Consider the following 21,044-nt stretch of genomic DNA (forward strand, 5'->3'; position numbering starts at 1 on the left):
CGGCGGAGGCGGCGAGGGCTCTGGGGGAGGTTGGGACGGAGCTGGCAGTTGCCAAGTTGATGGAGGCGTATCCGAAGGTCTTCCACCCGAGGGTGAGGCGGGCCATTGTGGAGGCGCTTGGGGCCTCTAGGCGTAGGGAGGTGGGGGAGTTTCTAGACAGGGTGCTTCACGACCCGGGGGAGAGCTACTACGTCAGGGCGGAGGCCGCCAGGGCGCTGGGTAAGGTGAAGTGGGAGTTCGCCGAGCATAGTCTAAAGAAGGCGCTGGAGTACCCCAGCCACGTCGACGTGATTAAGAGGGGGGCGCTGGAGGGGCTCGCCGAGCTGGGCACCGAAGATGCGTTGAAGATTGTCTTGCGCCACGCGGAGCCGGACATGCCCACGCCGGTGAGGGCGTCAGCGGTGCAGGCCCTGGCGAAGTTCGGCCCGCGGAGGGAGGTGGTCGAGGCGCTTAGGAGGTACATGCGGGATGAAAACTTCAGAGTGAGATACGCCGCCGTCACCGCCGCCCTGGAGTTGCTGGACCCGAAGCTGATGCCAGACCTCCAGGAGAGGGCGGAGCAAGACGTGGACGGGCGGATTAGGCGGGTGGCTAGGGAGATTGTGGAGAAGATTAGGAAGTTTATGGAGCGGGGGGCTGAGTACCAGAAGCTGAGGGAGGAGGTGGAGAAGATTAGGGAGGAGTACAGGCGGCTCGCCGACCGCGTGGCTAGGCTGGAGAGGTGAGATGCCGGTCAAGATTATAGACCACGTATACGCCCAGTACCTCCTCACCAAGCTGAGAGACCGCCGCACAGGCAGTATAGAGTTCCGGAAGGGCCTTGTGCGGCTTGGTAGGATTATTGGGTACGAGCTGGCTAAGACCTTCCCAACTCGCTACGTAGAGGTGGAGACGCCGCTGGGGAGGGCCACGGGGGTTGACATAATTGGGCTGGACAGGGTGGTGATTGTCCAAGTGCTACGCGTAGCGATGCCCCTAGTGGAGGGTCTTATAAAGGCCTTCCCCCAGGCGCGGCTGGGGGTGGTGGCGGCGAGGAGGAGGGAGGAGGGGGGCGTGGTGGATGTTGAGGTGTTTTACTCCAAGATACCGGCCGTAGAGGCAGGCGACACGGTGATTGTGGCCGACCCCATGCTGGCGACGGGGGTCACCATGAGCAGGGTGATTGAGGAGGTGTATAAGGCGGGGGCGCCGGGGAGGCTCGTGGCGGTTTCCGTCATAGCGACTCCTGTGGGCATCGAGAGGGTGCTGTCTCGATGGCCCCAGGCCGAGATATACACAGTGGCTGTGGATCCGGAGCTTAACGATAGGGCGTTTATAGTCCCCGGTCTCGGCGACGCGGGGGACAGGGCGTTTGCTACTTAGGCAGAAGCCAGATGGCTACGTACGCCCAGTACCCCGCCGCTAGGTACACCACGTAGGGGAGGCCGTACTTCGCCTTGATCCACCTATCTCTAAGCTCGAGTGTGTAGGGGTCGTATCTCTCCATGTCTCTCACGTCGCCGACTACATATTTGAGGGGGCTTCTTCTAAACTCCTCTATGGATACGCAGATGTGGGTGAGCCTCTCTGCGAGCGTCATCTCGCAGGGCCTCTTCCTGTTTTTTAGGTAGAGGTAGGCGACGTGCGCCGGGAGGAGGGCGGAGCCGGCCATCACGGCGACGAAGGGCGTCGGGAGGAAGGGGAGGGGGGGCGGCGCGGCTCCGATCAGCGCCATTGATATCGAGTCTGCGTATCCCGACCCCAGAAGCCGCATGAGGAGGGCCAGGGCCGCGGCTACGCCAAGGGAGAAGAGGTAGAGGGGCGAGCCCCAGTTCAGCGCTATCAGCAGAGCCGCGGGCAGGGCTCCTGCGGCGAATATACGCGCGTCTATCTCCCTGCTCTTAAGGTCCTGCACCGCCGCGGCTGTCAGGACGGCGCCGATGGCGGCTACTCCCAGCGCCTCTATCATTGCAGTCTTCTTTTGAGGGCGTCTATCCGCGGGGTTGCCAGTGGGTTTACGCCCCTGGCCTCTGCCAGCTTTATGGAGGCTATCCCCACGTCTCTTAGGAAGGAGAGTACGCCTCTGAGGTGCATCTCTACTGCGTACAGAGTCCCGCCTATAATCTCGACGGTGGCCTTTACCCTGTCTTGGTGTTCCTTGGGTATGTGGGGGCTTGTAAGCGCCACCACCGGCCTCTCTGAGCCCTCTATCCAGTTGTGGTGGGCCTCTGGGAGTATCTCAACGGACGGCTCGATCTTTGCGTTTTCATTAAACTCATTCTTCACCCGGTAGGCGACGCCCCTCATGCTTTCCGGCGCCACGATGGTGGGCCTTTTCTGGAACGTCTCGACGAGGCTGTGGATGAGGGGGTCGCTGGGGGGTTCGAGAGACTCCGGCATCTCCACTCCTACCCCGTAGATCTTTTTAACTATGTGAAGGGCCGCCGTGAGGAGCTGGGGGAGGGCGGCGCGGGGGGCGCTTGCCTTTGGGACGATTACCGTGGGTATCCCCATCTGGGCTAGCCTGCCTCCTGTGGTGACCGCGATGGTGGGTATCCTCTTCTTTTTGGCCTGCTCTACCGTGTAGAGGGTTTCTATGGTGTTTCCTGAGTAGGAGACTGCTATTAGCAACCCGTCGCGTGTCTTGAGGAAGTAGTCCTTCACGGGGATTACCTCTATGTCCCAGTTCCAGACGGTGGAGAGGTCTCTCACTAGGTCCGCTACCACGCCGGAGCCTCCCATGCCGCTTATATAGAGCCTGGGGGACGGCTCTATTTTCACCACTTCGCCGTCTATCGAGTAGGTGGTTGGTATGTCGACGCTCCGCAGTATGTAGCGTTCCCAGTTTGTGTAGTCCTCCAGCATTCTGGCCGCCACGGGTTGTTGAGTGCTGTTTCTTAAATAGCTTTTATTGTGTATAATCTACGTGCCGCGTTTTGTCGTGGTGGTCAACGGCGTGGAGGTTGCTAGGGAGTGGCCGTGGGAGCGTATATACGCAACTAAGGAGGAGTTGAAGAGGCTGGGTTTCCGCTGGGACGGCGCTGGGTGGCGTATAAAGACTAGGGATGTCTCCATCTTGACGAGGCTGAGGCAACTATTGGAGCTCAGCCACGAGGAGTACCTCTCCCTCCTCTCCTCCATTAGCCACGACTCGTCGGGGGGCTCCATTGTCGTGGTGGGCCGGCTTCCAGAGGAGCTGAAGCCCCACGTGGTGGCTGGGGAGGGGGGTGCCCACGTCGTGTCTCTCAGCGGCTTCTTGAGGCGGTTTGTGGCTGAGGACAAATCAGTGGCTTCTGCGGCGACGTTTGAGGAGTTTGTCGATATGGGGGTGGAGAGGCTGAGGAAGTTGCTCGCTGGTGTGGAGGTTTGGGGAGACTTGGAGGGGGCGTTGAGGAGCGCGCGGGAGTTTGTGCTGGCTTCTGAGAGGCTGAGGGCTGTGTTTGAGAGGAGGCGTAGCTGGCGGGCGGCGGCTGTGGGGCCCGGCTGGGCGAGGCTTAACTTCTTGGCGTCAGGCCTCTTGAAGAGGCTGTCGGAGTTTAGGCTTACTTACAACGTGGTGAATAGAGAGGGGGAGCTGGTGGAGCGGAGCATCAAGCTTGTAAAAGTGGAGCAGAGCGGCGGGGCCTACCTAGTTAAGTTCCCCGTCTTCGTGCGGGATAGGGTTGTGAAGGTTTTGAAGGAGCTGGGTTACGTCGTTGAGCTGTCGGAGCCGGCGTACCCCCGTGTTGAGTACAAGGGGGGCTTCTCTCTTTTTCCGTTTCAGAGGGAGGCTGTGGATAACTGGGCTTCCCACGGGATGAGGGGGACTGTGATTATCCCTACAGGAGGCGGCAAGACTTTTGTAGGTCTCGAGGCTATGCGTAGGGCTGGGACGTCGGCGCTGGTTCTCGTCGTGACTAAGGAGCTGGCGGCTCAGTGGGTTGAACGCATTAGGAAGTATCTGGGGATCTCCCCGGGGGTGCTCGGCGGGGGGTCTAGGGAGGTGAGGGACGTGACTGTGGCTATTTACAACTCAGCGGTGAAGTACATAGACGAGCTGGTGGGGAGGTTTGGCCTCGTGGTTTTTGACGAGGCGCACCACGTGCCTGCGGAGACTTTTAAAGAGGTGGCTCTGAGCCTCGACTCGCCGTTCCGCCTCGCGCTGTCGGCGACTCCCGAGAGGGAGGATAAAAACGAGCACTTGATATACGAGGCGGTGGGGCCCCCCGTGTACAGAGCCTCCTACAGATCTATGGTAGAGGCGGGGCTCGTAGTGCCGGTGGAGCACTACCGGGTGTATGTACGCATGTCTAGGGAGGAGGAGAGGAGCTACGCCTCGCTACCCAGCGACAACGCCATTGTGTTGAGGAACGCGGCGGCTAAGGCCGGGGCGAAGATCCCCGTCGCCGTGCGCATAGTGGCTCGGGAGGTGGCGCTGGGCTCTAAGGTGCTGGTATTTACGCAGTTCATCGACCAGGCGGAGGAGCTGTACAGGAGGCTGAGGGAGGCCGGCGTCGCCGCCGAGCTAATCACCTCGGAGGAGGGCAACAGAGAGGCCGCCTTTAGGCGTTTTAGCGCCGGCGTGAGTAAGGTGGTGGTTACTACGACGGTTTTAGACGAGGGGGTAGACGTCCCGGATGCCGAGGTGGCGGTGGTGGTGAGCGGCACCGGCTCTAGGAGGCAGATGATTCAGCGGGTGGGGCGGGTGGTGAGGGCCACGTCTGGGAAGAGGGCGGCGAGGGTCTACGAACTGGTGGCGCGGGGCACGATTGAGGAGGCTCTCTCAGAGGCGAGGCACTTCGACGAGGTGGTGGAGGAGGTGGTGTGCAGGAGGGTTACCGAGGTGGATCTGGAGTCTCTGCTGGGGAGGGCGGCGCCGTTGACCAGCTGGATGAAGAGGGGCTAGTGGATAAGTCCCTTGGCGTACGTCTCGTACTTCCTCCGCAACTCTTCGGAATCCTGATCCTCTGGGAGTAGGAGGACGAACTCGGCGTCTCCCTCCGCGTATCTGTAGCTCTTCCAGTACCTGAACCTCAGCTCTTTGGGTAGGTAGATCATGGCTAGTTTTCTGTCGCCAAAGGCGTGTCTCAGCTTGCAGTTACAGCCGTCTACTGGCTGGTCGGTGAGTATGTAGTAGCCGGAGTCGCAGTCGCAGAGCCAGTACTCCCTGTTCTTGACGTGGGTGAAGATAAAGGCGTCTACTCTGTCCTGGACCCTCCTGTATATGGGCTCTATCACCCCCTCTATGTAGAGGACGGGCTCTGCGGTGAAGTGAATCGGCGCTACGGCTACGTAGCCTGAGGCGAGGCGCCAGTAGTACCTCCTGTTTTTCTTATAAGGCTCCACTACCCCCTCGAAGTACAGCTTGTTCAGCGCCTTCAACACCCTGTGCCGCGGCTGTTTCAGGTACTGCACAAGCTCCGACGTGGAGAGCTCGCCGCGCTCTCTCAGCAACTTCAAAATCTCTTCTCTAATGTCCATATACACTACATGTATCTTACTATTTAAACTTTTAACGTTTTTGTCAGTCAAGTATATTACCACGGTCCTACTTCACAAGAGGCTACCGTCATTTAAGCCCCAGGTTTCAAGAGTACGTGGTAATAACAGTGCAACGTTCCATCACCTTCCCGCCTATTAGACTCCGGAGGATAGACGAATATGTAGCCTACGTCGCTAAACACACGCCGACGCTGGACGAGCTGAGGGAGGTCGGCCTCGAAATTGGGAGGGGGAGGGGTGACATCACCCGCTTCCTTGAGCGTATTAAGGTGGTGGAGGTGTCAAACGGCAGGGCGGCGTTGACGGCGCTAGGCCGGCAGTTGGTTTCTCTGAGAGAGATTTTGGGCGTGGCTGTCTACCACGCCCTCTTTTTCCAACGCGTCCCCCAGTACCGACTGCTGGTGGAGGTTCTGGCGGATTTGAACGAAGGCGATTTTGACGGGCTTCATAAGGCTGTTAACGATAGGCTTTCCGGCATCTCCCCCAGCGCGTGGCTTAACAAGGTGGCATTCAAGACAATTCTACAAATCGCTGAGGATGTAGGCGCCGTGGAGAGAGACAACGGCGTCTACCGCCGCCGGGGCGACCCCGTAGAGGTTGCCGTCGTGGATTACCACACAAGACACGGAGTTAAGATAGGCGAGTCCTACTACGTCTCCGCCGATAGGGCGATCTATAGGGAGTGCGGAAGGCAGATGCAACCCCACGGCCTCTACGGCGTCGACGTGGCTTGCGTAGTGGCTAAAATATATAACACGTTTTCACCATAGATTCGATGGCTAGGAAAAGGGGGGAGGCGCGGGGGCCCACACTGTTTGACTTCGTAGAGGTGAAGAAACAAGAGGAGAAGAGGCGGGAGGCGCGAGACGCGTCGGAGGAGCTGTACCAGTTCATAAAGAGCGCCGGGAGGGTAAGTAAGGAGGAGGCCGCTAAGTGGGCTAAAAACAGGGGGCTGTCCACAGCAGAGTTTTTCAAAGCCCTGGAAAACCTCCTATCCCAGCGGAAAATTAGAAAGAGGCTGGACGACGAGGGCAACCTAATCTACGAGGCGGTGGGGTAGCGTACAGAAACGTTGTAGAGCTGGACGCCGAGCGTATCGTTGAAGGTAAGCCTTATACACATAGCCACGACTATTCCCCCGGCGCTGGCGTTGGCGGGCCCCGTGCAGTTGGCATGCCTCGTCGCCTCAAATACCCACTTCGCCTCGAGAAGATCCACCGCCAGGCGTCCCAAGTAGAGCACCAGCAAGACGCTCAAGATGAAGAGCGCCGCCACGTACACCCCCTCCAGTATATTCATGGGGCGAAAACCGCGCGGAGGATCTTTATGTAGTGTGCCCCCACGGCCACGACGTACAGCAACAGCATGGCCATCACCAGCATTATGAGGTGGTAGAGAAGCCTCACAGCCCCTTTACAAACCCCGCCATGTACTCAATATCCCTCAATATACCCTCGACGGCGGCCTTGGCGTCCCGCCAGGGAAACACCGCCGCCAAGACGATAAGCAGTACGGCGACGGCTACCGCCGTAATAAGCATATAGAGGCTGTCCTCAACGACCTTCACGTTATTATGTCCCTCTTAAAACCAACTTAATCAGGTTTTAAAACTTATAAATTCCCCGGCTTTTGATGTCTAATGGGGATTATATTAGGCTACTTCCGAACTACAACCCCCACGCAGTAGAGAGAGCCGTTGAGGAATTTTGGGAGAAGCGCAAGATTTTTGAGAAGTGGAAGTCGTGGCGCGGCGGGCCTGTCTTCGCATTTCTTGAAGGGCCCCCCACCACAAACGGCATGCCTCACGTGGGCCACATCAGGGGCCGCACTTATAAAGACGTCGTCATTCGCTTCCACCGTTTGCTGGGGTACGACGTGTGGGTGCAGGGGGGCTGGGATATGCAGGGTATGCCGGTGGAGTGGGAGGTCGAGAAGAAGCTCAAGCTGAGGTCAAAGAAGGATATTGAGCGGTACGGGCTGGAGAGATTCGCCTTGGAGTGCAACTCGCTGGTGGAGGAGTACCTGGGGTACTGGAGGGAGTGGGGGACTAGGAGGCTGGGGCTGTGGCTAGATTTGGAGAACGCCTACGAGACTAGGCAACCCCGCTATCTTGAATACGCCTGGCGCGTCGTGAAGAAGGCTCACGAAGAGGGCCTCCTCGTCGAGGACTACAGGGTGTTGTGGTTCTGCCCCCGTTGCGAGACTTCTCTCAGCGATCACGAGGTGGCGCTGGGTTACGACGAGAGGGAGGACCCGTCTATCTACGTCAAGTTTAGAGTGGAGGGGAGTCGCGACGAGTATCTAGTCATCTGGACGACGACGCCGTGGACCATAGTTGACAACGAGGCCGTGGCTGTGCACCCCGATTACGTCTACGCCAAGGTGGAGGTAGAGGGGGGTGAGAGGTGGTGGCTCGCCGAGGCTCTTGTGCCCGCTCTAATGGCTAAATTCGGGGTTAGGAGCTGGCGGGTGGTGGAGACGAGGAAGGGCTCTGAGCTGGTGGGGACTGCGTACGTGCACCCCCTTGCCGATGAGGTGCCTGAGAGGGCTGGGAGGAGCCACCGGGTGGTTGCCGCCGACTTCGTGACGCTGGATCAGGGCACTGGGCTTGTCCACATCGCCCCCGGCCACGGCCCCGAGGATTTCGAACTGGCTAAGAAGCACGGCCTGCCGGTTACCAACAGCGTAGAGATAAACGGCGTGTACAACGAGCTAGGGGGCAAGTATGCGGGGGGGCATGTATACGACGTGGATAAGGAGGTAATCAAAGACCTCAGGGCTAAGGGGTTGCTGGTGCATGAGGAGAGAGTGAGGCACGAGTACCCCCACTGCTGGCGCTGCGGCTCTAAGCTAATACTGAGGGCAGACAGGCAGTGGTTCATCGCCATCTCCCGCATCCGCGAGAGGATGTATTCAGAGTTGCAGAGAGTTAACGTGGTTCCGACGAAGCTGAGGGATAGGTTCGACGTGTTTGTCCAAAACGCCAGAGACTGGAATATTTCGAGAAGCAGGGTGTGGGGCACGCCGCTCCCCGTCTGGAGGTGTAGAAAAGATGGGCGGGTGCTGGTCGTAGGCTCCCTGGAGGAGTTGAAGAAGCTGGCCAAGGAGTTGCCCCCGGTGGACGACTTTAGGCTAGTCCACAGGCCTTGGATAGACCAGGTGAAGATCTCCACACCTGACTGCGAGGAGTGGGTGCGCGAGCCGTATGTGATGGACGTCTGGCTAGACAGCGGGATCGCGTGGATAGCCGCTGTTGATGGGGAGAGGAATAGGGAGCTCTGGCAGAGGCTCTATCCCTACGACTTTGTGACGGAGGGCATCGACCAGACGAGGGGGTGGTTCTACTCCCTCCTGGCCACGTCGGTGCTCTACACCGGCAAGGCGCCGTACAAAACTGTACTTATCCAGGGACTTATCCTAGACAAACACGGCCAGAAGATGTCTAAGAGCAGGGGCAACGTCATATGGGCGAGGGATCTATTTGAGAAATACGGCGCGGATCCCGTGAGGCTGTACATACTCTCCAAAGCCGCGCCCTGGGAAGACCTCTCCTTCGACCCCGACGAGGTTAAGCACGTAGTCAGCGACTTAAACATCTTGTGGAACGTGGTGAGGTTCGCCGACACCTACATGTCCCTCGACGGCTTTACCGCAGATAAGTATCCACTAAGCCAGTGGGTAGACAAGGCCCTCGACGAGGATAGGTGGCTCCTCTCAGAGCTAAACACGCTGGTGGCAGACTTCTCAGACTACGTGAAGAACATAGAGCTACACAAGGCGGCTAACGCCTTGAGGGAGTTCATTGTCGAAACCCTCAGCCACCGCTACGTGAGGCTCCTCAGGAGGCGCGTCTGGAGCGAGGAGCAGACCCCCGACAAATACGCCGCGTACGCCGTTCTGCACCACGTGTTGAAAAATGTGCTAATCCTCGCCTCGATAATGGTGCCCTTCGTCGCCGAGTATCTGTGGCAGGCCTACGTGAGGAAGTACGAAAAGGAGGCCCCCGAGTCTGTCCACCTATCCCAGTACCCGACCCCGGGCCCCGTCGAGAGGGAGCTTGTGGAGGCCTTCCGCGAGCTCTTCACAGCCTTCTCGGCGCTAGCCGAGGCGAGAAACAGGGCCGGCATAAAGCTCAGGTGGCCGGTGAGGGAGGCGTATATAAACGGCGGCAGGTACACAGAGCGCTACGCCGAGCTGTTGAAATATCTCGGAAACGTGAAGGAGGTGAAGACGGGGCCCTGCCCCCAGGACTATGTAAAAGCCGCCGAGGGGGGAGTAGAGGCGTGCATCCCCGGCAAGCTGGAGCCCGATCTCTACTACGAGGCGCTGGCGAGAGAACTCATAAGACGCATACAGGTGATGAGAAAAGAAGCCGGGCTAGACATCGGAGACACAATCAGAGTCGTGGTGGACACCAGCTCAGCCGACGTCAAAGAAGCCGTAAGCCGCTACAGAGACTACATCGCCCGTGAGACCAGGGCCGTAGAGGTGGCAATCGGCGAGGCTAAAAACGGGCGCAGGTGGGACATCTCCGGAGAAGAGGTCAGCATAGAGGTGCAAAAGGCTTGATCAGCTGGGTAGGGGCGTCCTCATCTGTCGGCGTCGGCGAAGAACCACCGCATCACACCCACTCTAAATCTCCTTATTAAAAACTCAGCGCTGCATACCCCGCCCACCGATCGCCAGCGGTCTTACTCATCACCCACTCCACACGTCTACTAGGTTTTAGTAAATTTTCTTTAATAAGGGTGTTTAGACCCGGGCTAATGAAATACGCCTATGCTGGCCTCGTCTTGGTGGTTGCGGTCTTTGCGTACCTGGCCTACACGGTGGCGCAGTTGCCTGGCTCCGACGGGTTGCCGGGCGGGCCGGGGTACATCTCTGACGAGGTTTGGTACGTGACCTCGGCGAGAAATTTGCTCCACGACTTTTTCAGGTCAACTGCTAATTCGCCATATTTCACAACAACTACAAACTGCCTCACTAATGAGAGCAGGATTGTCAAGGAGTATACGAAGATAGATGCGGTTACTGTCGAGGGCGGGGTTGCGTGTTATTTGAGGAGGGGGTTTCCCTACCCCGACAAGGAGGGTATCCTCAGCTACTACAACCTGGAGCACCCGCCCCTAGCCAAGTACGTGATCGCCGCCGTTGAGGCTGTGAGGGACGAGCCTCTGTTTTGGAGGTTGCCGTCTATCGCCCTGGGTTCTCTGACCTTGGTGTTTGTGTTTCTGGCGGCTAGGCGGGTGGCCGGCGAGCTGTACGCGTTGATAGCCGCCGCGCTTATGCTTTTTGACTACACCTTTAGGGCGATGGCTGGCATCGCCATGCTGGACGTGTACCTCGGCTTCTTCACAGCGTTGCTGGCCTATCTCTACCTCTCCGGCAGGCTCCTGGGGACGGGGGCCGCCCTTGGGCTGGCCGCCTCTGTGAAGTACTCGGGCGCCTTCCCCATCTTTGGGCTGGCATACCTCCTGGGGAGGCGCGGCGTTAGGAGCTTCGCGGCGGTGCTTTTAATGGCCGTCTCTGTCTTCCTCGTTGTCAATATGCCGATAGCGGGTGGGCTGGGGCTGGAGAGGTGGGTCAGGGAGATCCTCGGCGCCTTGTCTTGGCACACCACATCTAGGCCTCCTGGCCCGACGGCGTCTAGTCCGCTGGACTGGCTGATTATGCAGAACAGCTTCGCCCTCTACATAAACCCCGATATCTACGCCAGCGGCACGCCGGCCTACTTAATAGCGCTGATCTACGGCTTATATAGGAGGGATGACGTGTCTATCCTCTACCTCTCTACCTACGGCGGCTACTGGCTTGTGTACCTCGCGGGGAACCACACCCTCTACAGCTTCTACACGGCGCATTTCACCCCCCTGGCCCATATAGTGCTGGCGAGGCTCTTCGCAGACTTGTCTAAAAAGACTTAGCCTGTTGCTTCGAGGCCTCGGTGTGGATGCGGCTCAGCCTCTCGTATATGTCCAGGAGCAGGCTCATCGACCTTAGATGCTCGATCATCTCCGGGGCAGAGAGCTTCTCGATCTCTCTCCCCAGCTGGAGTATCTTGTCGAATACAATTCTCCTCACCTCTCTCAGCTGGACAACCTCCACGGCTTGTTGTGCCTCTTCCTCGGTCTTTACGAGTACAACGGTGCGTTCGCAGTTTGCGCAGTAGAGCTCCCCGGTTTTGAGTCTGACTAATACAGTGCCGCAGACTGGGCATGTGTAGGATGTGAGGGTAGCCCCCGCCCTCACCAACTGGGCTATTTTCTTTACGACGTCTTTCTCCACGACGTACTCCCTCCATATGTTTATAAAATTCTTGCTACGGAGTTATGTGCCGGACAGCGCGGCGGTTCTGCTCCTCCACACTCTGGGAGGCGGGGTTAGGCACGTGGCTTCTGTGCTTCTCCAGATAGAGGAGCTACAGCTAGAGGTTCTAGAGGGGGGCTCGGTGATGCTTAACGGCTTTTACGTAGTGGGTAAGGGCACCAACAGCGTTGTGTATAGGTGTAGGCCTAGGCTTGGGGGCTTTGACTTGGCGTGTAAGATCAGGCGCGGCGACTCTACGAGGCCCTCGCTGGCTCAAGAGGGGCAACTTCTCCACATAGCCAACTCCGTTGGCGTGGGGCCCAGGCTGTACACATACGGCAGAGACGTAATTGCCTACCGATATGTAGACGGGGTGCCGCTGGAGAGGTGGTGGGGCGGCGCTGGGAGTCAGCAGAGGAGGGATCTCGTCGAGGATTTGCTGACTCAAGCCTTTAGGCTCGACGCCGCCGGCGTTTCTCACAACGAGTTGTCTAGACTGGAGAGGCACGTAATAGTCGAGGGTGGGCGGCCTGTCATTATCGATTTCGAATCGGCGACTCTAGGCGGCGGCAGAAATGTCACCCAGGTGGCAAACGGCTTGATGCGCCTAGGCTTGAAGCCGCCTGTAGATGCCTTGAGGAGGTACAAGTCTTGTATGTGCCGCGACGCCCTCGACGAGGTCTTAAGAGGTTTTCTTAGCCAGCTCTAGCGAGGCCCGCCAGATGCGGTCTCCCAGGTAGTGTACATTCAGCAGTACCTTCCCCTTCTCCATCTGCTGGATCTCTCCGCTGGAGTGGAGGGCGACGGCTATCGCAATTGCGCGGCCCTTCTCGTCAACAACAAAGACTGTATCCCCCTTGTTAAACTCTCCCTCTAGTTTTTTTATCCCAGGCCGCATTACATCTGCGCCGTCTATAATCCTCTTCACGGCCCCTGCGTCTACCACGGCCTTGGGGAGGGGCGGTAGCAACGCCCCCTTTGGTGATTTGTGGATTAGATATAACGAGGGTATTATGAACTCGCCCAGGTCTTTAACGGATACCTTAGAGAGGAGGGGCTCGCCGTCTACAAGTATTATGGATTCTTTCTCAGTCAACGGGACTATTTCAACAGTATCTACATTACTCATTATCGGCGCCGCGAATTTGTGGGACTCGCGTAGCTCCTTTATCTCCCTGTTGCTCAACCTTATCCTCCTCACAAGCGTACCACTTCCAGAAAGTTAAAATTGTTGAGCCGGCGTAGATCTGTGCATGAATATCTCGTCACTGATTGGCCTTGCCGGGTCTCTTCACCGTTTTGATAGCCACAAAATCTTTTAAATATTCACGCACTCCCAATTACTGGAGATGGGAAGTAAGTTGATAGAAGCCACAGTAAATATAGTTAGGAGTAGGGGGGAGCAACTGTTCATAGACGTCAGTAGGCCCTACGCCTATACATTAGTAGCGAAATTTGACAGGTATAAGTACATAATGAGGATTGCGCCTGACGCGGATCAAGTTTCGCAGAGCTCGCTAAAAGATCTTAAACTCCTCAGTATGTACACCGACGCGGCTAGTATATGTGTGGTGTCTACCGTCAAGTCTCAAGTTTTGCAACGCGGCGTTGTCCACATAAAGGACAGCGTGGTCTTTATGTCTCTGGCAACGTTCACCGACGTGTTAGAGGGCAGAGAACCTGTGTATAAGCTAAGCCGCGGCATCATCACAGCCTCGATAGATGGAGAGAAGCTGAGGGAGAGGAGGCAGAAGATGGGTATGAGTCTAGGCGCGCTGGCGCACAGCCTCGGCGTGACGAGAGAGACGGTGTACCGCTACGAGCGCGGCGAGATAGAGGCGCCGCTGAGAGTCGCCGAGAGGCTGGCTTCTATATTCGGCGACGATATTATGAAGAAGATAGAGGTGGGCGAGAAGCCAAGGGCCACACCTGAGGAGCTGGCTAGTAGGCAGATCTCTCCAAATACATATAAGCTCGTCGAGTCACATCCAGACGCCATTAAACATGACGGCAGGACCATATTCATTACTTCAGATCGTGAAAGGCTTAGAAAAACTATTGAGCTGGCGCAGGCGCTTAGCGCAGAGGTGGACAAGGCGTGAGGCACCTAGCTTTGAGGAGGGAGGGCGCCGTGGAGTTCTACACTCCAGATCCCGAGAAGTACGGCGGTATATACTCGGCGCCGGTTTTTTACAACCCAGCTATGGAGAAGAACAGGACCCTCTCCGTGTTGATACTAAAGGCGTACGGCAAGACCGGCCTCACCGTATGTGAGCCGCTCAGTGGGACGGGGATCAGGGGGATTAGATACGCCGTGGAGAGCGGAGCCGTCGGCAGGCTGGTGCTTAACGACATATCCAAAGAAGCGACTGAGCTTATTAAGAAGAACCTAGAGATAAACGGCGTCGACGCCGAGGTATATAATGAAGATGCCAACGTCTTGTTGCATAGGCTGAGGGATACCTGCGACGTGGTGGATATAGATCCCTTCGGCTCCCCCGCTCCGTTTATGCAGGCGGCCTTCAGAGCCTTGAGGGAGGAGGGACTTATCTGCGCCACAGCCACCGACACGGCGGTCTTGGTTGGGCGCTATCCGCGAAAATGCCTAAGGAGGTACGGCTCTGTGGCGTTTAGGACCCCCTTCTATATAGAGGTGGGTCTTAGAAACTTAATCGGGTTCGTGGCTAGGGTCGCCGCGTCGGAGGACTACAAAATAGAGCCGCTGATGTCTTACTGGGAGGGCCACTACTTCAGATTCTGCGCATACGCCGTGAGGGGGGCCAGAGACGCCGACGACAACTTCCGCAACATCGGCTACCTCGAGTACAGAGGTGGGCTGAGGAGGGTAACTACGCGGCCTGGCGCGAGCTACCTGGGGCCGCTGTGGATAGGACACATGGGGGAGCCGCTGATTATGTACAAAATGGCGGAGTTTGGACCACACCAAGATTTTCTGAAACTACTGGCTGTGGAGTACTCAGTGGCCGCCCCGTGGCACTACAGAATGCCTGAATTCGCTGTGGGTGGCAGGAGTTTAACTCTGAAAGAGGCGTTGAAGATCCTTAGGGAGGCAGGTATATACTCGACCGCGACGCACATGTCTCCAGATGGTTTTAAAACCGATTCCGGCTACGGCGAGGTGGCGAGGGTGCTGAAAACATATAACTACGCCACTTAGAGACTTCGTGGCTGATGTAGTAGCTGTAGCTGGACTCCCCGGGGCGGGGAAGACTACACTGGCTAGGTTGATTGAGAAGATGGGGTACAGCTACTACAGCTTGGGCGACGTGGTTAGGCTCTACTCCTATAGACCCTCGCGCCTATTGGGCGTAGACTTGGGCATAGAGCGGGGCCTCTTCACCGTGGTTAAGCTGGAGGAGTTCGTAGTGAGAGGCGGCGAATTTGCAGGGAGCTGTCGACACACGCCTTTTGAGGGGTTCAGAGCCTTTGGACGTGTTGTGGCCACCGCCGTGGGGGGAAGGGTCTACTTCCGCAACGGCGAGGTATATGACGTGTCTCGGGAGGGCTCTTAGGTCTCGTGCTTCTCGAAAAGTCTGAATATGGTGTTTAGGATTATCTCATTGGCGCCTTCGTATATTTCCGTCGCCTTGGCGTCTCTGTAAAGCATCTCCACTTTGGAATCGGTGGAGTAGCCGTAGCCCCCCATTATCTGCATCGCGGTTCTCGCGGCGTCGACGGCAAGTCTTGAGCCGAGGTACTTAGCCACCTGGGCGTAAAGGGGAAAAAGCTCGCTCCCCTTGTCTCTGAAGTATGCGGCCGTGTAAACCACTCCCCTAACAGCCTCTATTTGAGCCACTACGGAGGCGAGGTGATGCTGTACCGCTTGAAAGTTTACAATAGTGGTGCCGAAGGCGCGCCTTTTCTTTGCATACGACAGGGCTTCCCGTACGGCGCCTTGAGCTATTCCCAAGCCAATTGCGCCGACGCACATCCTTCCGTTGTTCAAATCGTCGAGAACCACCTTGAATGCGCCATTTACGCCGCCTACCACGGCGTCGTCTCCGACTTCGCAGTCTCTGAACTTCACCTCCGCGGTTCCGGTGCCCCTCACCCCCATCACAGCAACTGGGGTCACCTCGACGCAACTACCCCTCTCCACTAGGAATAGGGTGACGGTCTTGTGCTTCTCTTCAGGCGAACCCGTGCGTGCCGCAACTAGAAATGCGTCTGCGTACATCCCCGAGGTAATCCAGAGCTTCGTGCCGTTGATAACCCAAGAGCCGCCCCTCTTCTCCGCCTTAGTTTCTAGAGAGAAGGCGTCTGATCCGCAACAAGGCTCCGAGAGAGCGAAGGCAATTATCCTCTCCCCCCTCACCGCTGGCTGTAGCCATTTCTCCCTCGCCTCTGACGTCGCGTAATGCATTAAATTGTAGACAATCATGGCGCCTTGCACCTCTGCTATTGTGGCCAGCGCCGGGCTGGACTTCGCCACCTCCTCCACCACTAATACCATACTCCGAAAATCCAGCCCCGGCCCGCCGTACTCCGGCGGCGCGTGAGGAGCCAGCAGGCCCAGCGCCCCCATTTCACGCAGAAGCTCACGGGGGTACCAGCCCTGGTCAATACGCCTGGCATTAGGCTCTACGCGCTTCTCCACAAATTCACGAACCGTCTTCTTCACCAACATGTGCACCTCTTCAAAATGCGGAAACATGGACCAAATCTACATCTCTAAAATTTAAATAGTGTCTCCACTCGAGTGCGAAATTTGCACCAATACCTTTTTACCACACAAAAAACGAAAAGATGTGAAGTGTCCAGAAGCAGTGGTTCTTGGAGGTAAGCGCATTGAACTGGCAAGGTGCCTCCCGAAAAACCAAAGCGACTGGAGTATAGAACTAGCTAAGGTTTTAGCTGAAATTAATGGAATTAAGATAACCGAGGCCGCTGTCAGCGTTCTCAAATACGTGAGACACTTCTGGGAGCAACACGGAATATGCCCGCCCGTGTCAGTCATAGAGTCTGAGCTCGGGTTAAGTAAGACGGAGCTCTTGGCAATGTTTGGCGGCAGATATGATACGATATGCATACTTGCAGGTGTGGAACCCCCAGCCGGTTGCTTATCACAAGTCCTCAGCTCTACTTAGCCGCCCTGTATACTAACTCCACCACCCCGGTGACATCAACGTCTACGCCCAGCGCGTTGAATACCCTCTTTAACTGAGCTTTACAAGTCGCGCAGGGCCTCACCACGGTACCTACGCCTTTGATGTCAAATCTCTTCCAGTACTCCACCGCGGTATTCAACGTCTCCGGTGCAATTAGCCCCCCGCCCCCCAGGCAACACAGAGATTTTCTAGGACTATCCCACAGCTCTATATATTCGCCAACCACCGCCCTTAGCAATATTCGGGGCTCTTCAATAAGCGGCGCAACTCCCCTCGAATAGTTACATGGATCCATATAAAGGACAGGTTTCCTCACCTCCACACGTTCCAGCCTCAGAACTCCCTTGGTATACGCCCTGTGGAGGAGCTGGTGTATGTGGAGGGCGGGCGCCGGGGATCTGGGCAATACCAAACTGGCGAAGACGTGCCACCCGTGGCCGCATTCCCCAAAGACAACTACGTGGGGAGACACCCGTGAGATCTCAGCTAAGTACATGTCGGCGATCTTGTACATCGAGGCGTTGTCGAGAAAATAGCCGTAGTTGGCTGTATCTGGCACCTTTAGGCTTATCACCACGTCGAAACCCAGCCTATTCAGTAGGTAGAGATAGCCCCTAAGCGCCAAGTCGAACTCGAAGATATCAGAAGAGGAAGGGAACAACAAGGCGACGCGGCCGCCAGGCCTCTGCTCTGCGCCTGTCACACCATCGATGTACCTCACCCCGTCGTGTAGATAAACTCTGGGGGCGGCCCCCTTCTCCTTTTCTATCTTTTTAAGAGAGGCGCGGACAGACATCTCCACGACTTTCGGCGGCATTCCTATGTTGTTGCCCCGATTGACGAAGTTATTCACAACCTTCTCTACATAGGGGTGCATCAGCCCCGATCTGGCTAGGAAATCTCTCACCTGGCGCGTCACCTCGGCGACGTCTAGTCCCAGCGGGCAGAAGTAGGCACATCTCTTGCACATCGTACAGCTGTAGAAGCTCCTGTATAACTCAGCCAAGCCGGCCCCCCTCCTCAACATACCAATCCTACCCATCGGAGAGTTATCTAAATCGCCGGTGGCGATGTAAGAGGGGCAAATATCTACACAGTTGCCACATCCCACACACATCCGCGCCGCGTACTTGGCATAACGCCCCACATCCACAGAAAGTAGTTGCCCCTTCCTTTTTTAGGAGTTTTGATAGTGCAAAATTTACATAAGGAAATATTTTAAACTATATGTAGAAAGTACGTAATGCTGTTAGTCTTCGCCTCAGTCCTCGCCGCCTCAGCCGCCGCGGCGCTCTACACAACGTACAAAGCAGTGAGCACCGCGCCGACCGCCGTATCGCCTCAAGAAGTTGCGAAGTTCTTCACATTTGGGAGCATTAGGGATAGAAGACTCAGAGTGCTCGCGGCGGTTTTCCACACAGCCATAGTGACATCGCTTCTGGGGCATCTCTTTATATTTATCAAGGAGGTGCCTCCATACCTCCCAAAGGTTGGGACTGCGCTCGGCTTTCTATGTACAGTAGCTCTACTTACTGGTCTGCTGAGTAGATTACAGAGGGGGAGCTTCGCTACGATTTTAACACTCGCCACGGCCGTGACCGGCACCCTTATGGGGTTGACCGCCCCACGTGACTACCTGATCTCAGCCGCCGTGGTGTTTCCAAATAGTTTAGATCTCCCCACCGCCCTGCTGGTGTTCCACGTAGTCTGCGCCACGGCGCTTGCGGCCTCCCTAGCTTGGACCTCGGCGAGCCACATAACGGCGCCAGTTGCCTACCTCTACATCAAGGCAAGAGGGAGAAAACTGCGTAAGTTGCTAGAGATGCGACGTAGGCAAGTACTAGATTAATCACGACACTTAGCGCGGTAAGCCTCCAGCCCACGATTTTATACAAGGCGGAGAGCGTGGCTACACATGCCGAGTAAAAAGCCGTGAAGACTAGAAACGCCATTATACTAGGCACCGGAAGACCCGCCACGATGTCCAGCCCCCCGGTGGCCTCCAAGAGCCCCAGCACGACCTCCTTAAATATCCACCCCCCAATCAACGGCACCACCACCTGCCACGGCAACCCAATAGGTTCGAAAATAGGCTGAAGCGCCATGCCCATGATGCCTAGATACGACTGGGACACGTCGTCTACCAACCCCCCAGGCCCGAAGGCTTGAAGCGGCCACAGCGCGATAACTACGAGCGCTATGAGAACCCCCGCTTTGCTTATGAATTCCTTGAAGCTGATAGCAACCTTCCGCATGTATATGCCTAAATTCGGCCACATGAGGGGGGCAGGCGGTACGAAGCCCATAGCCTCGCCTTTGATATTCAAGACCTTTCTGTAGATGAAAGAGGCCGTCACAGCAAATATGAACGCCGCGGCGTACGGGAGGAACACGGCTAGGGGTATCAGGTAGGGAATCTTCGCCAGAGCCGCCGTGGCCACTGCAGTGAATATTGCGAGTCTGGCGACGCATGGGATAAACGGCGTGAGCAACGCGGTGACTACCCTGCTACCACTCCCCCACATCACCTTCGCCGTGGTGACACCGGGGACGTTGCACGAGGCGCTGATGAATAGACACACCACGCCGCGAGGCGGCACGCCTATCCTAGCCAGTTGCCTCTCCACAGCTTTAGACAGTTGGGCTATCAGCCCGCTGTCCTCGTAGAATATTACTAACATGAAGGCAATCAACACGTACACCGATATAGATAACAGTGTTAATACCGAATCCCACAGAGCCTCTACGATAAATCTTCCAAGTAGCCCGCCGACCGAGTTCGCCACTATATCAGAGACATAGGTGTCAAGGGAATCCAACAGAGATGACAGCGAGACTGGTAGCTGACCTCCCCATGGCGTGACTCCCTCGATAAGCGCCATGAGCAACAAAGTAGTGGCAACGCCTATCCCGAAGAGGAACAGCGCCGCAAGCGCAGGACGCGAGAAAATCGCCGATCTAGCAAAGACGTGAGGCGGCACATCAAGCTTAGTTGGACGTAGTTCCGATTTTGGCAATCCCCTTATTAGTAGTTCTTTCACCTCGCGAATGCCTTCTCTCTTTGTCGCAACGGTGTATATCACAGGTACTGACAGCTTTTTCGACAACTCCTCAGCAGTGTATGGAGGCCTCCAGATGTCAGACATGTTAAAAACAACCACAACAGGCTTATGCCTACTCACGATCTCGGCGATTCTAAGACCTTGATTAAGTGCGTGGGGGGCAACCACTACGACGACCCCGTCGTAGTCGCCCTCGACAGCTTCTTTCAAGGCGAGTTTTTCATCTTCATCCACTGGATTGTCAGGGTTAAACACACCCGGGAGATCTACTATCTCCACAATCTCCGTCCCGCTTCTTATCACTCCCTTGTGTATCTCAAGAGTTGTGCCTGGGTAATTCGCCGTCTTCACATAATACCCAGTAAGAGCATAAAACAGCGCGGACTTCCCAACATTAGGAGGGCCCACTATGGCGTATCTCTTCATCAACGCTATTAACAATGTTACTATTTAAATTTTTCTGAGAAAATCCACTACTTATTAAAAGAAGTTTTCGAAACAACTTCAAAGACAGAGGTCAGCTGTAACTGGAGAATAAAGCTTGACAGGACTGGCCGATCTAGACATGCCACGACAATACACCACCCCCACTCTTTAACGCATTATGCAACTCACAATAGATATTAAGAAAATTGCTTTCAAATTGGCCGTGAATTTCACCTCCCTCATTTCAGGAAGGACAAAACCCCTCACCACTTGGATAAACGGCTTTAGATACCGTAGGCTTGCGGTTGGGGACGTCTATGTCTATTGAACTTAGAGGAATTTCAAAAAATTTTGGCGAATTTGTCCTGGGACCAGTGGACCTCGCCGTGGATCGTGGTGAGCGGGTCGCGGTGGTGGGGCCCTCCGGCTCTGGTAAGTCGACATTGCTTAGAATAATCGCCGGCTTGTCCCGTCCCGATAAGGGCAGAGTGTATATAGACGGTGTAGATGTGACGGATGTAGAGCCGTGGAGGCGCGGGGTGGGGGTTGTGTTTCAAAGCCCCGCCCTCTTCCCCTCCATGACTGTGCTTGAAAACGTGGCTGAGCCCCTCTTGTCGCGTGGGGTGGGTAGGGGGGAGGCCTTCTCTAGGGCTAGGGAGGT

At 56.4% G+C, this 21,044-nt stretch carries 24 protein-coding genes; 14 read left to right on the forward strand and 10 right to left on the reverse strand.

What is annotated here, in order from left to right:
* Window positions 1-725: HEAT repeat domain-containing protein (locus tag ACP5J3_RS02445; protein ID WP_428494201.1), on the forward strand; the 725-nt coding region annotated here is incomplete at its 5' end.
* 1 nt (window position 726) lies between these two features.
* Complete coding sequence (upp, locus tag ACP5J3_RS02450; RefSeq protein ID WP_428494202.1) at window positions 727-1,362, forward strand: uracil phosphoribosyltransferase; 636 nt, start codon at window positions 727-729, stop codon at window positions 1,360-1,362.
* Here upp and ACP5J3_RS02455 read toward each other — a convergent pair.
* Window positions 1,355-1,948: a prepilin peptidase gene (locus ACP5J3_RS02455; protein WP_428494203.1), complete on the reverse strand. Its 594-nt coding sequence runs from the start codon at window positions 1,946-1,948 to the stop codon at window positions 1,355-1,357. The genes upp and ACP5J3_RS02455 overlap by 8 nt on opposite strands.
* Complete coding sequence (locus tag ACP5J3_RS02460; protein ID WP_428494219.1) at window positions 1,945-2,844, reverse strand: bifunctional phosphoglucose/phosphomannose isomerase; 900 nt, start codon at window positions 2,842-2,844, stop codon at window positions 1,945-1,947. The genes ACP5J3_RS02455 and ACP5J3_RS02460 overlap by 4 nt, the downstream gene beginning before the upstream one ends.
* A gap of 61 nt (window positions 2,845-2,905) precedes the next feature.
* On the opposite strand from ACP5J3_RS02460, the gene ACP5J3_RS02465 reads away from it, so the two are divergent.
* Window positions 2,906-4,864, forward strand: a complete 1,959-nt coding sequence (locus ACP5J3_RS02465; protein WP_428494204.1) for a DEAD/DEAH box helicase — start codon at window positions 2,906-2,908, stop codon at window positions 4,862-4,864.
* On the opposite strand, the gene ACP5J3_RS02470 is transcribed toward ACP5J3_RS02465, so the two are convergent.
* Window positions 4,861-5,439: a winged helix-turn-helix domain-containing protein gene (locus ACP5J3_RS02470; RefSeq protein WP_263246399.1), complete on the reverse strand. Its 579-nt coding sequence runs from the start codon at window positions 5,437-5,439 to the stop codon at window positions 4,861-4,863. The two genes, ACP5J3_RS02465 and ACP5J3_RS02470, sit on opposite strands and share 4 nt — an antisense overlap.
* 116 nt (window positions 5,440-5,555) lie before the next feature.
* On the opposite strand from ACP5J3_RS02470, the gene ACP5J3_RS02475 reads away from it, so the two are divergent.
* Together ACP5J3_RS02475 and ACP5J3_RS02480 are read left to right on the forward strand one after the other, a co-directional pair.
* Window positions 5,556-6,230 carry a hypothetical protein gene (locus ACP5J3_RS02475; protein ID WP_428494205.1) on the forward strand — a complete coding sequence of 225 codons (675 nt, stop codon included), beginning with the start codon at window positions 5,556-5,558 and terminating at the stop codon, window positions 6,228-6,230.
* A 5-nt stretch (window positions 6,231-6,235) separates the two neighbouring features.
* Window positions 6,236-6,520 carry a hypothetical protein gene (locus ACP5J3_RS02480; RefSeq protein ID WP_014290080.1) on the forward strand — a complete coding sequence of 95 codons (285 nt, stop codon included), beginning with the start codon at window positions 6,236-6,238 and terminating at the stop codon, window positions 6,518-6,520.
* On the opposite strand, the gene ACP5J3_RS02485 is transcribed toward ACP5J3_RS02480, so the two are convergent.
* Both ACP5J3_RS02485 and ACP5J3_RS02490 read right to left on the reverse strand, forming a co-directional pair.
* On the reverse strand, window positions 6,502-6,759 hold the full coding sequence (locus ACP5J3_RS02485) for a hypothetical protein (protein ID WP_428494206.1): 258 nt from the start codon (window positions 6,757-6,759) through the stop codon (window positions 6,502-6,504). The two genes, ACP5J3_RS02480 and ACP5J3_RS02485, sit on opposite strands and share 19 nt — an antisense overlap.
* Window positions 6,760-6,862: 103 nt before the next feature.
* Complete coding sequence (locus ACP5J3_RS02490; protein WP_428494207.1) at window positions 6,863-7,027, reverse strand: hypothetical protein; 165 nt, start codon at window positions 7,025-7,027, stop codon at window positions 6,863-6,865.
* Window positions 7,028-7,092: 65 nt separating this feature from the next.
* Here ACP5J3_RS02490 and ileS point away from each other — a divergent pair, with 65 nt between their 5' ends.
* Together ileS and ACP5J3_RS02500 are read left to right on the forward strand one after the other, a co-directional pair.
* Window positions 7,093-10,029, forward strand: coding sequence for an isoleucine--tRNA ligase (gene ileS, locus ACP5J3_RS02495; RefSeq protein WP_428494208.1), 2,937 nt, complete (start codon window positions 7,093-7,095; stop codon window positions 10,027-10,029).
* A 197-nt stretch (window positions 10,030-10,226) separates the two neighbouring features.
* Window positions 10,227-11,384, forward strand: a complete 1,158-nt coding sequence (locus tag ACP5J3_RS02500; protein ID WP_428494209.1) for a glycosyltransferase family 39 protein — start codon at window positions 10,227-10,229, stop codon at window positions 11,382-11,384.
* Here the strand turns inward: ACP5J3_RS02500 and ACP5J3_RS02505 are convergent.
* Complete coding sequence (locus ACP5J3_RS02505; protein WP_014287307.1) at window positions 11,371-11,745, reverse strand: Sjogren's syndrome/scleroderma autoantigen 1 family protein; 375 nt, start codon at window positions 11,743-11,745, stop codon at window positions 11,371-11,373. The genes ACP5J3_RS02500 and ACP5J3_RS02505 overlap by 14 nt on opposite strands.
* A gap of 16 nt (window positions 11,746-11,761) precedes the next feature.
* Between ACP5J3_RS02505 and ACP5J3_RS02510 the strand changes: the two genes are divergently transcribed.
* On the forward strand, window positions 11,762-12,475 hold the full coding sequence (locus ACP5J3_RS02510; protein WP_428494210.1) for a serine/threonine protein kinase: 714 nt from the start codon (window positions 11,762-11,764) through the stop codon (window positions 12,473-12,475).
* On the opposite strand, the gene ACP5J3_RS02515 is transcribed toward ACP5J3_RS02510, so the two are convergent.
* Entirely contained in the window at window positions 12,449-12,967 is a 519-nt protein-coding gene (locus ACP5J3_RS02515) for an RNA-binding protein (protein WP_263246407.1), read from the reverse strand. The two genes, ACP5J3_RS02510 and ACP5J3_RS02515, sit on opposite strands and share 27 nt — an antisense overlap.
* Before the next feature lie 148 nt (window positions 12,968-13,115).
* On the opposite strand from ACP5J3_RS02515, the gene ACP5J3_RS02520 reads away from it, so the two are divergent.
* From ACP5J3_RS02520 to ACP5J3_RS02530, 3 genes are read left to right on the forward strand one after another with little or no spacing between them, the layout of a single operon-like run.
* On the forward strand, window positions 13,116-13,868 hold the full coding sequence (locus tag ACP5J3_RS02520) for a helix-turn-helix domain-containing protein (protein ID WP_014287310.1): 753 nt from the start codon (window positions 13,116-13,118) through the stop codon (window positions 13,866-13,868).
* Window positions 13,865-14,944, forward strand: a complete 1,080-nt coding sequence (locus tag ACP5J3_RS02525) for a tRNA (guanine(26)-N(2))-dimethyltransferase (protein ID WP_428494211.1) — start codon at window positions 13,865-13,867, stop codon at window positions 14,942-14,944. The genes ACP5J3_RS02520 and ACP5J3_RS02525 overlap by 4 nt, the downstream gene beginning before the upstream one ends.
* Before the next feature lie 7 nt (window positions 14,945-14,951).
* Window positions 14,952-15,299 carry an AAA family ATPase gene (locus tag ACP5J3_RS02530; RefSeq protein WP_428494212.1) on the forward strand — a complete coding sequence of 116 codons (348 nt, stop codon included), beginning with the start codon at window positions 14,952-14,954 and terminating at the stop codon, window positions 15,297-15,299.
* Here the strand turns inward: ACP5J3_RS02530 and ACP5J3_RS02535 are convergent.
* On the reverse strand, window positions 15,296-16,441 hold the full coding sequence (locus ACP5J3_RS02535; protein ID WP_428494213.1) for an acyl-CoA dehydrogenase family protein: 1,146 nt from the start codon (window positions 16,439-16,441) through the stop codon (window positions 15,296-15,298). The two genes, ACP5J3_RS02530 and ACP5J3_RS02535, sit on opposite strands and share 4 nt — an antisense overlap.
* A gap of 31 nt (window positions 16,442-16,472) precedes the next feature.
* On the opposite strand from ACP5J3_RS02535, the gene ACP5J3_RS02540 reads away from it, so the two are divergent.
* Window positions 16,473-16,874 (forward strand): TusE/DsrC/DsvC family sulfur relay protein, encoded by a 402-nt coding sequence (locus tag ACP5J3_RS02540; RefSeq protein WP_428494214.1) that lies wholly within the window; start codon window positions 16,473-16,475, stop codon window positions 16,872-16,874.
* Here the strand turns inward: ACP5J3_RS02540 and ACP5J3_RS02545 are convergent.
* A complete protein-coding gene (locus tag ACP5J3_RS02545) occupies window positions 16,867-18,048 on the reverse strand; it encodes a (Fe-S)-binding protein (protein ID WP_428494215.1) in 1,182 nt (393 codons plus the stop codon). The two genes, ACP5J3_RS02540 and ACP5J3_RS02545, sit on opposite strands and share 8 nt — an antisense overlap.
* Before the next feature lie 90 nt (window positions 18,049-18,138).
* Here ACP5J3_RS02545 and ACP5J3_RS02550 point away from each other — a divergent pair, with 90 nt between their 5' ends.
* The gene (locus ACP5J3_RS02550; RefSeq protein WP_428494216.1) at window positions 18,139-18,744 is read left to right on the forward strand and encodes a hypothetical protein; all 606 of its coding nucleotides are present in this window, start codon (window positions 18,139-18,141) and stop codon (window positions 18,742-18,744) included.
* On the opposite strand, the gene ACP5J3_RS02555 is transcribed toward ACP5J3_RS02550, so the two are convergent.
* Window positions 18,680-20,383, reverse strand: a complete 1,704-nt coding sequence (locus tag ACP5J3_RS02555) for a FeoB small GTPase domain-containing protein (RefSeq protein WP_428494217.1) — start codon at window positions 20,381-20,383, stop codon at window positions 18,680-18,682. The two genes, ACP5J3_RS02550 and ACP5J3_RS02555, sit on opposite strands and share 65 nt — an antisense overlap.
* A gap of 317 nt (window positions 20,384-20,700) precedes the next feature.
* On the opposite strand from ACP5J3_RS02555, the gene ACP5J3_RS02560 reads away from it, so the two are divergent.
* On the forward strand, window positions 20,701-21,044 hold a 344-nt coding region (locus ACP5J3_RS02560; RefSeq protein WP_428494218.1), incomplete at its 3' end, for an ATP-binding cassette domain-containing protein.

Origin of the sequence: Pyrobaculum sp. (assembly GCF_049971835.1) — an archaeon.
GTDB lineage: Archaea > Thermoproteota > Thermoprotei > Thermoproteales > Thermoproteaceae > Pyrobaculum.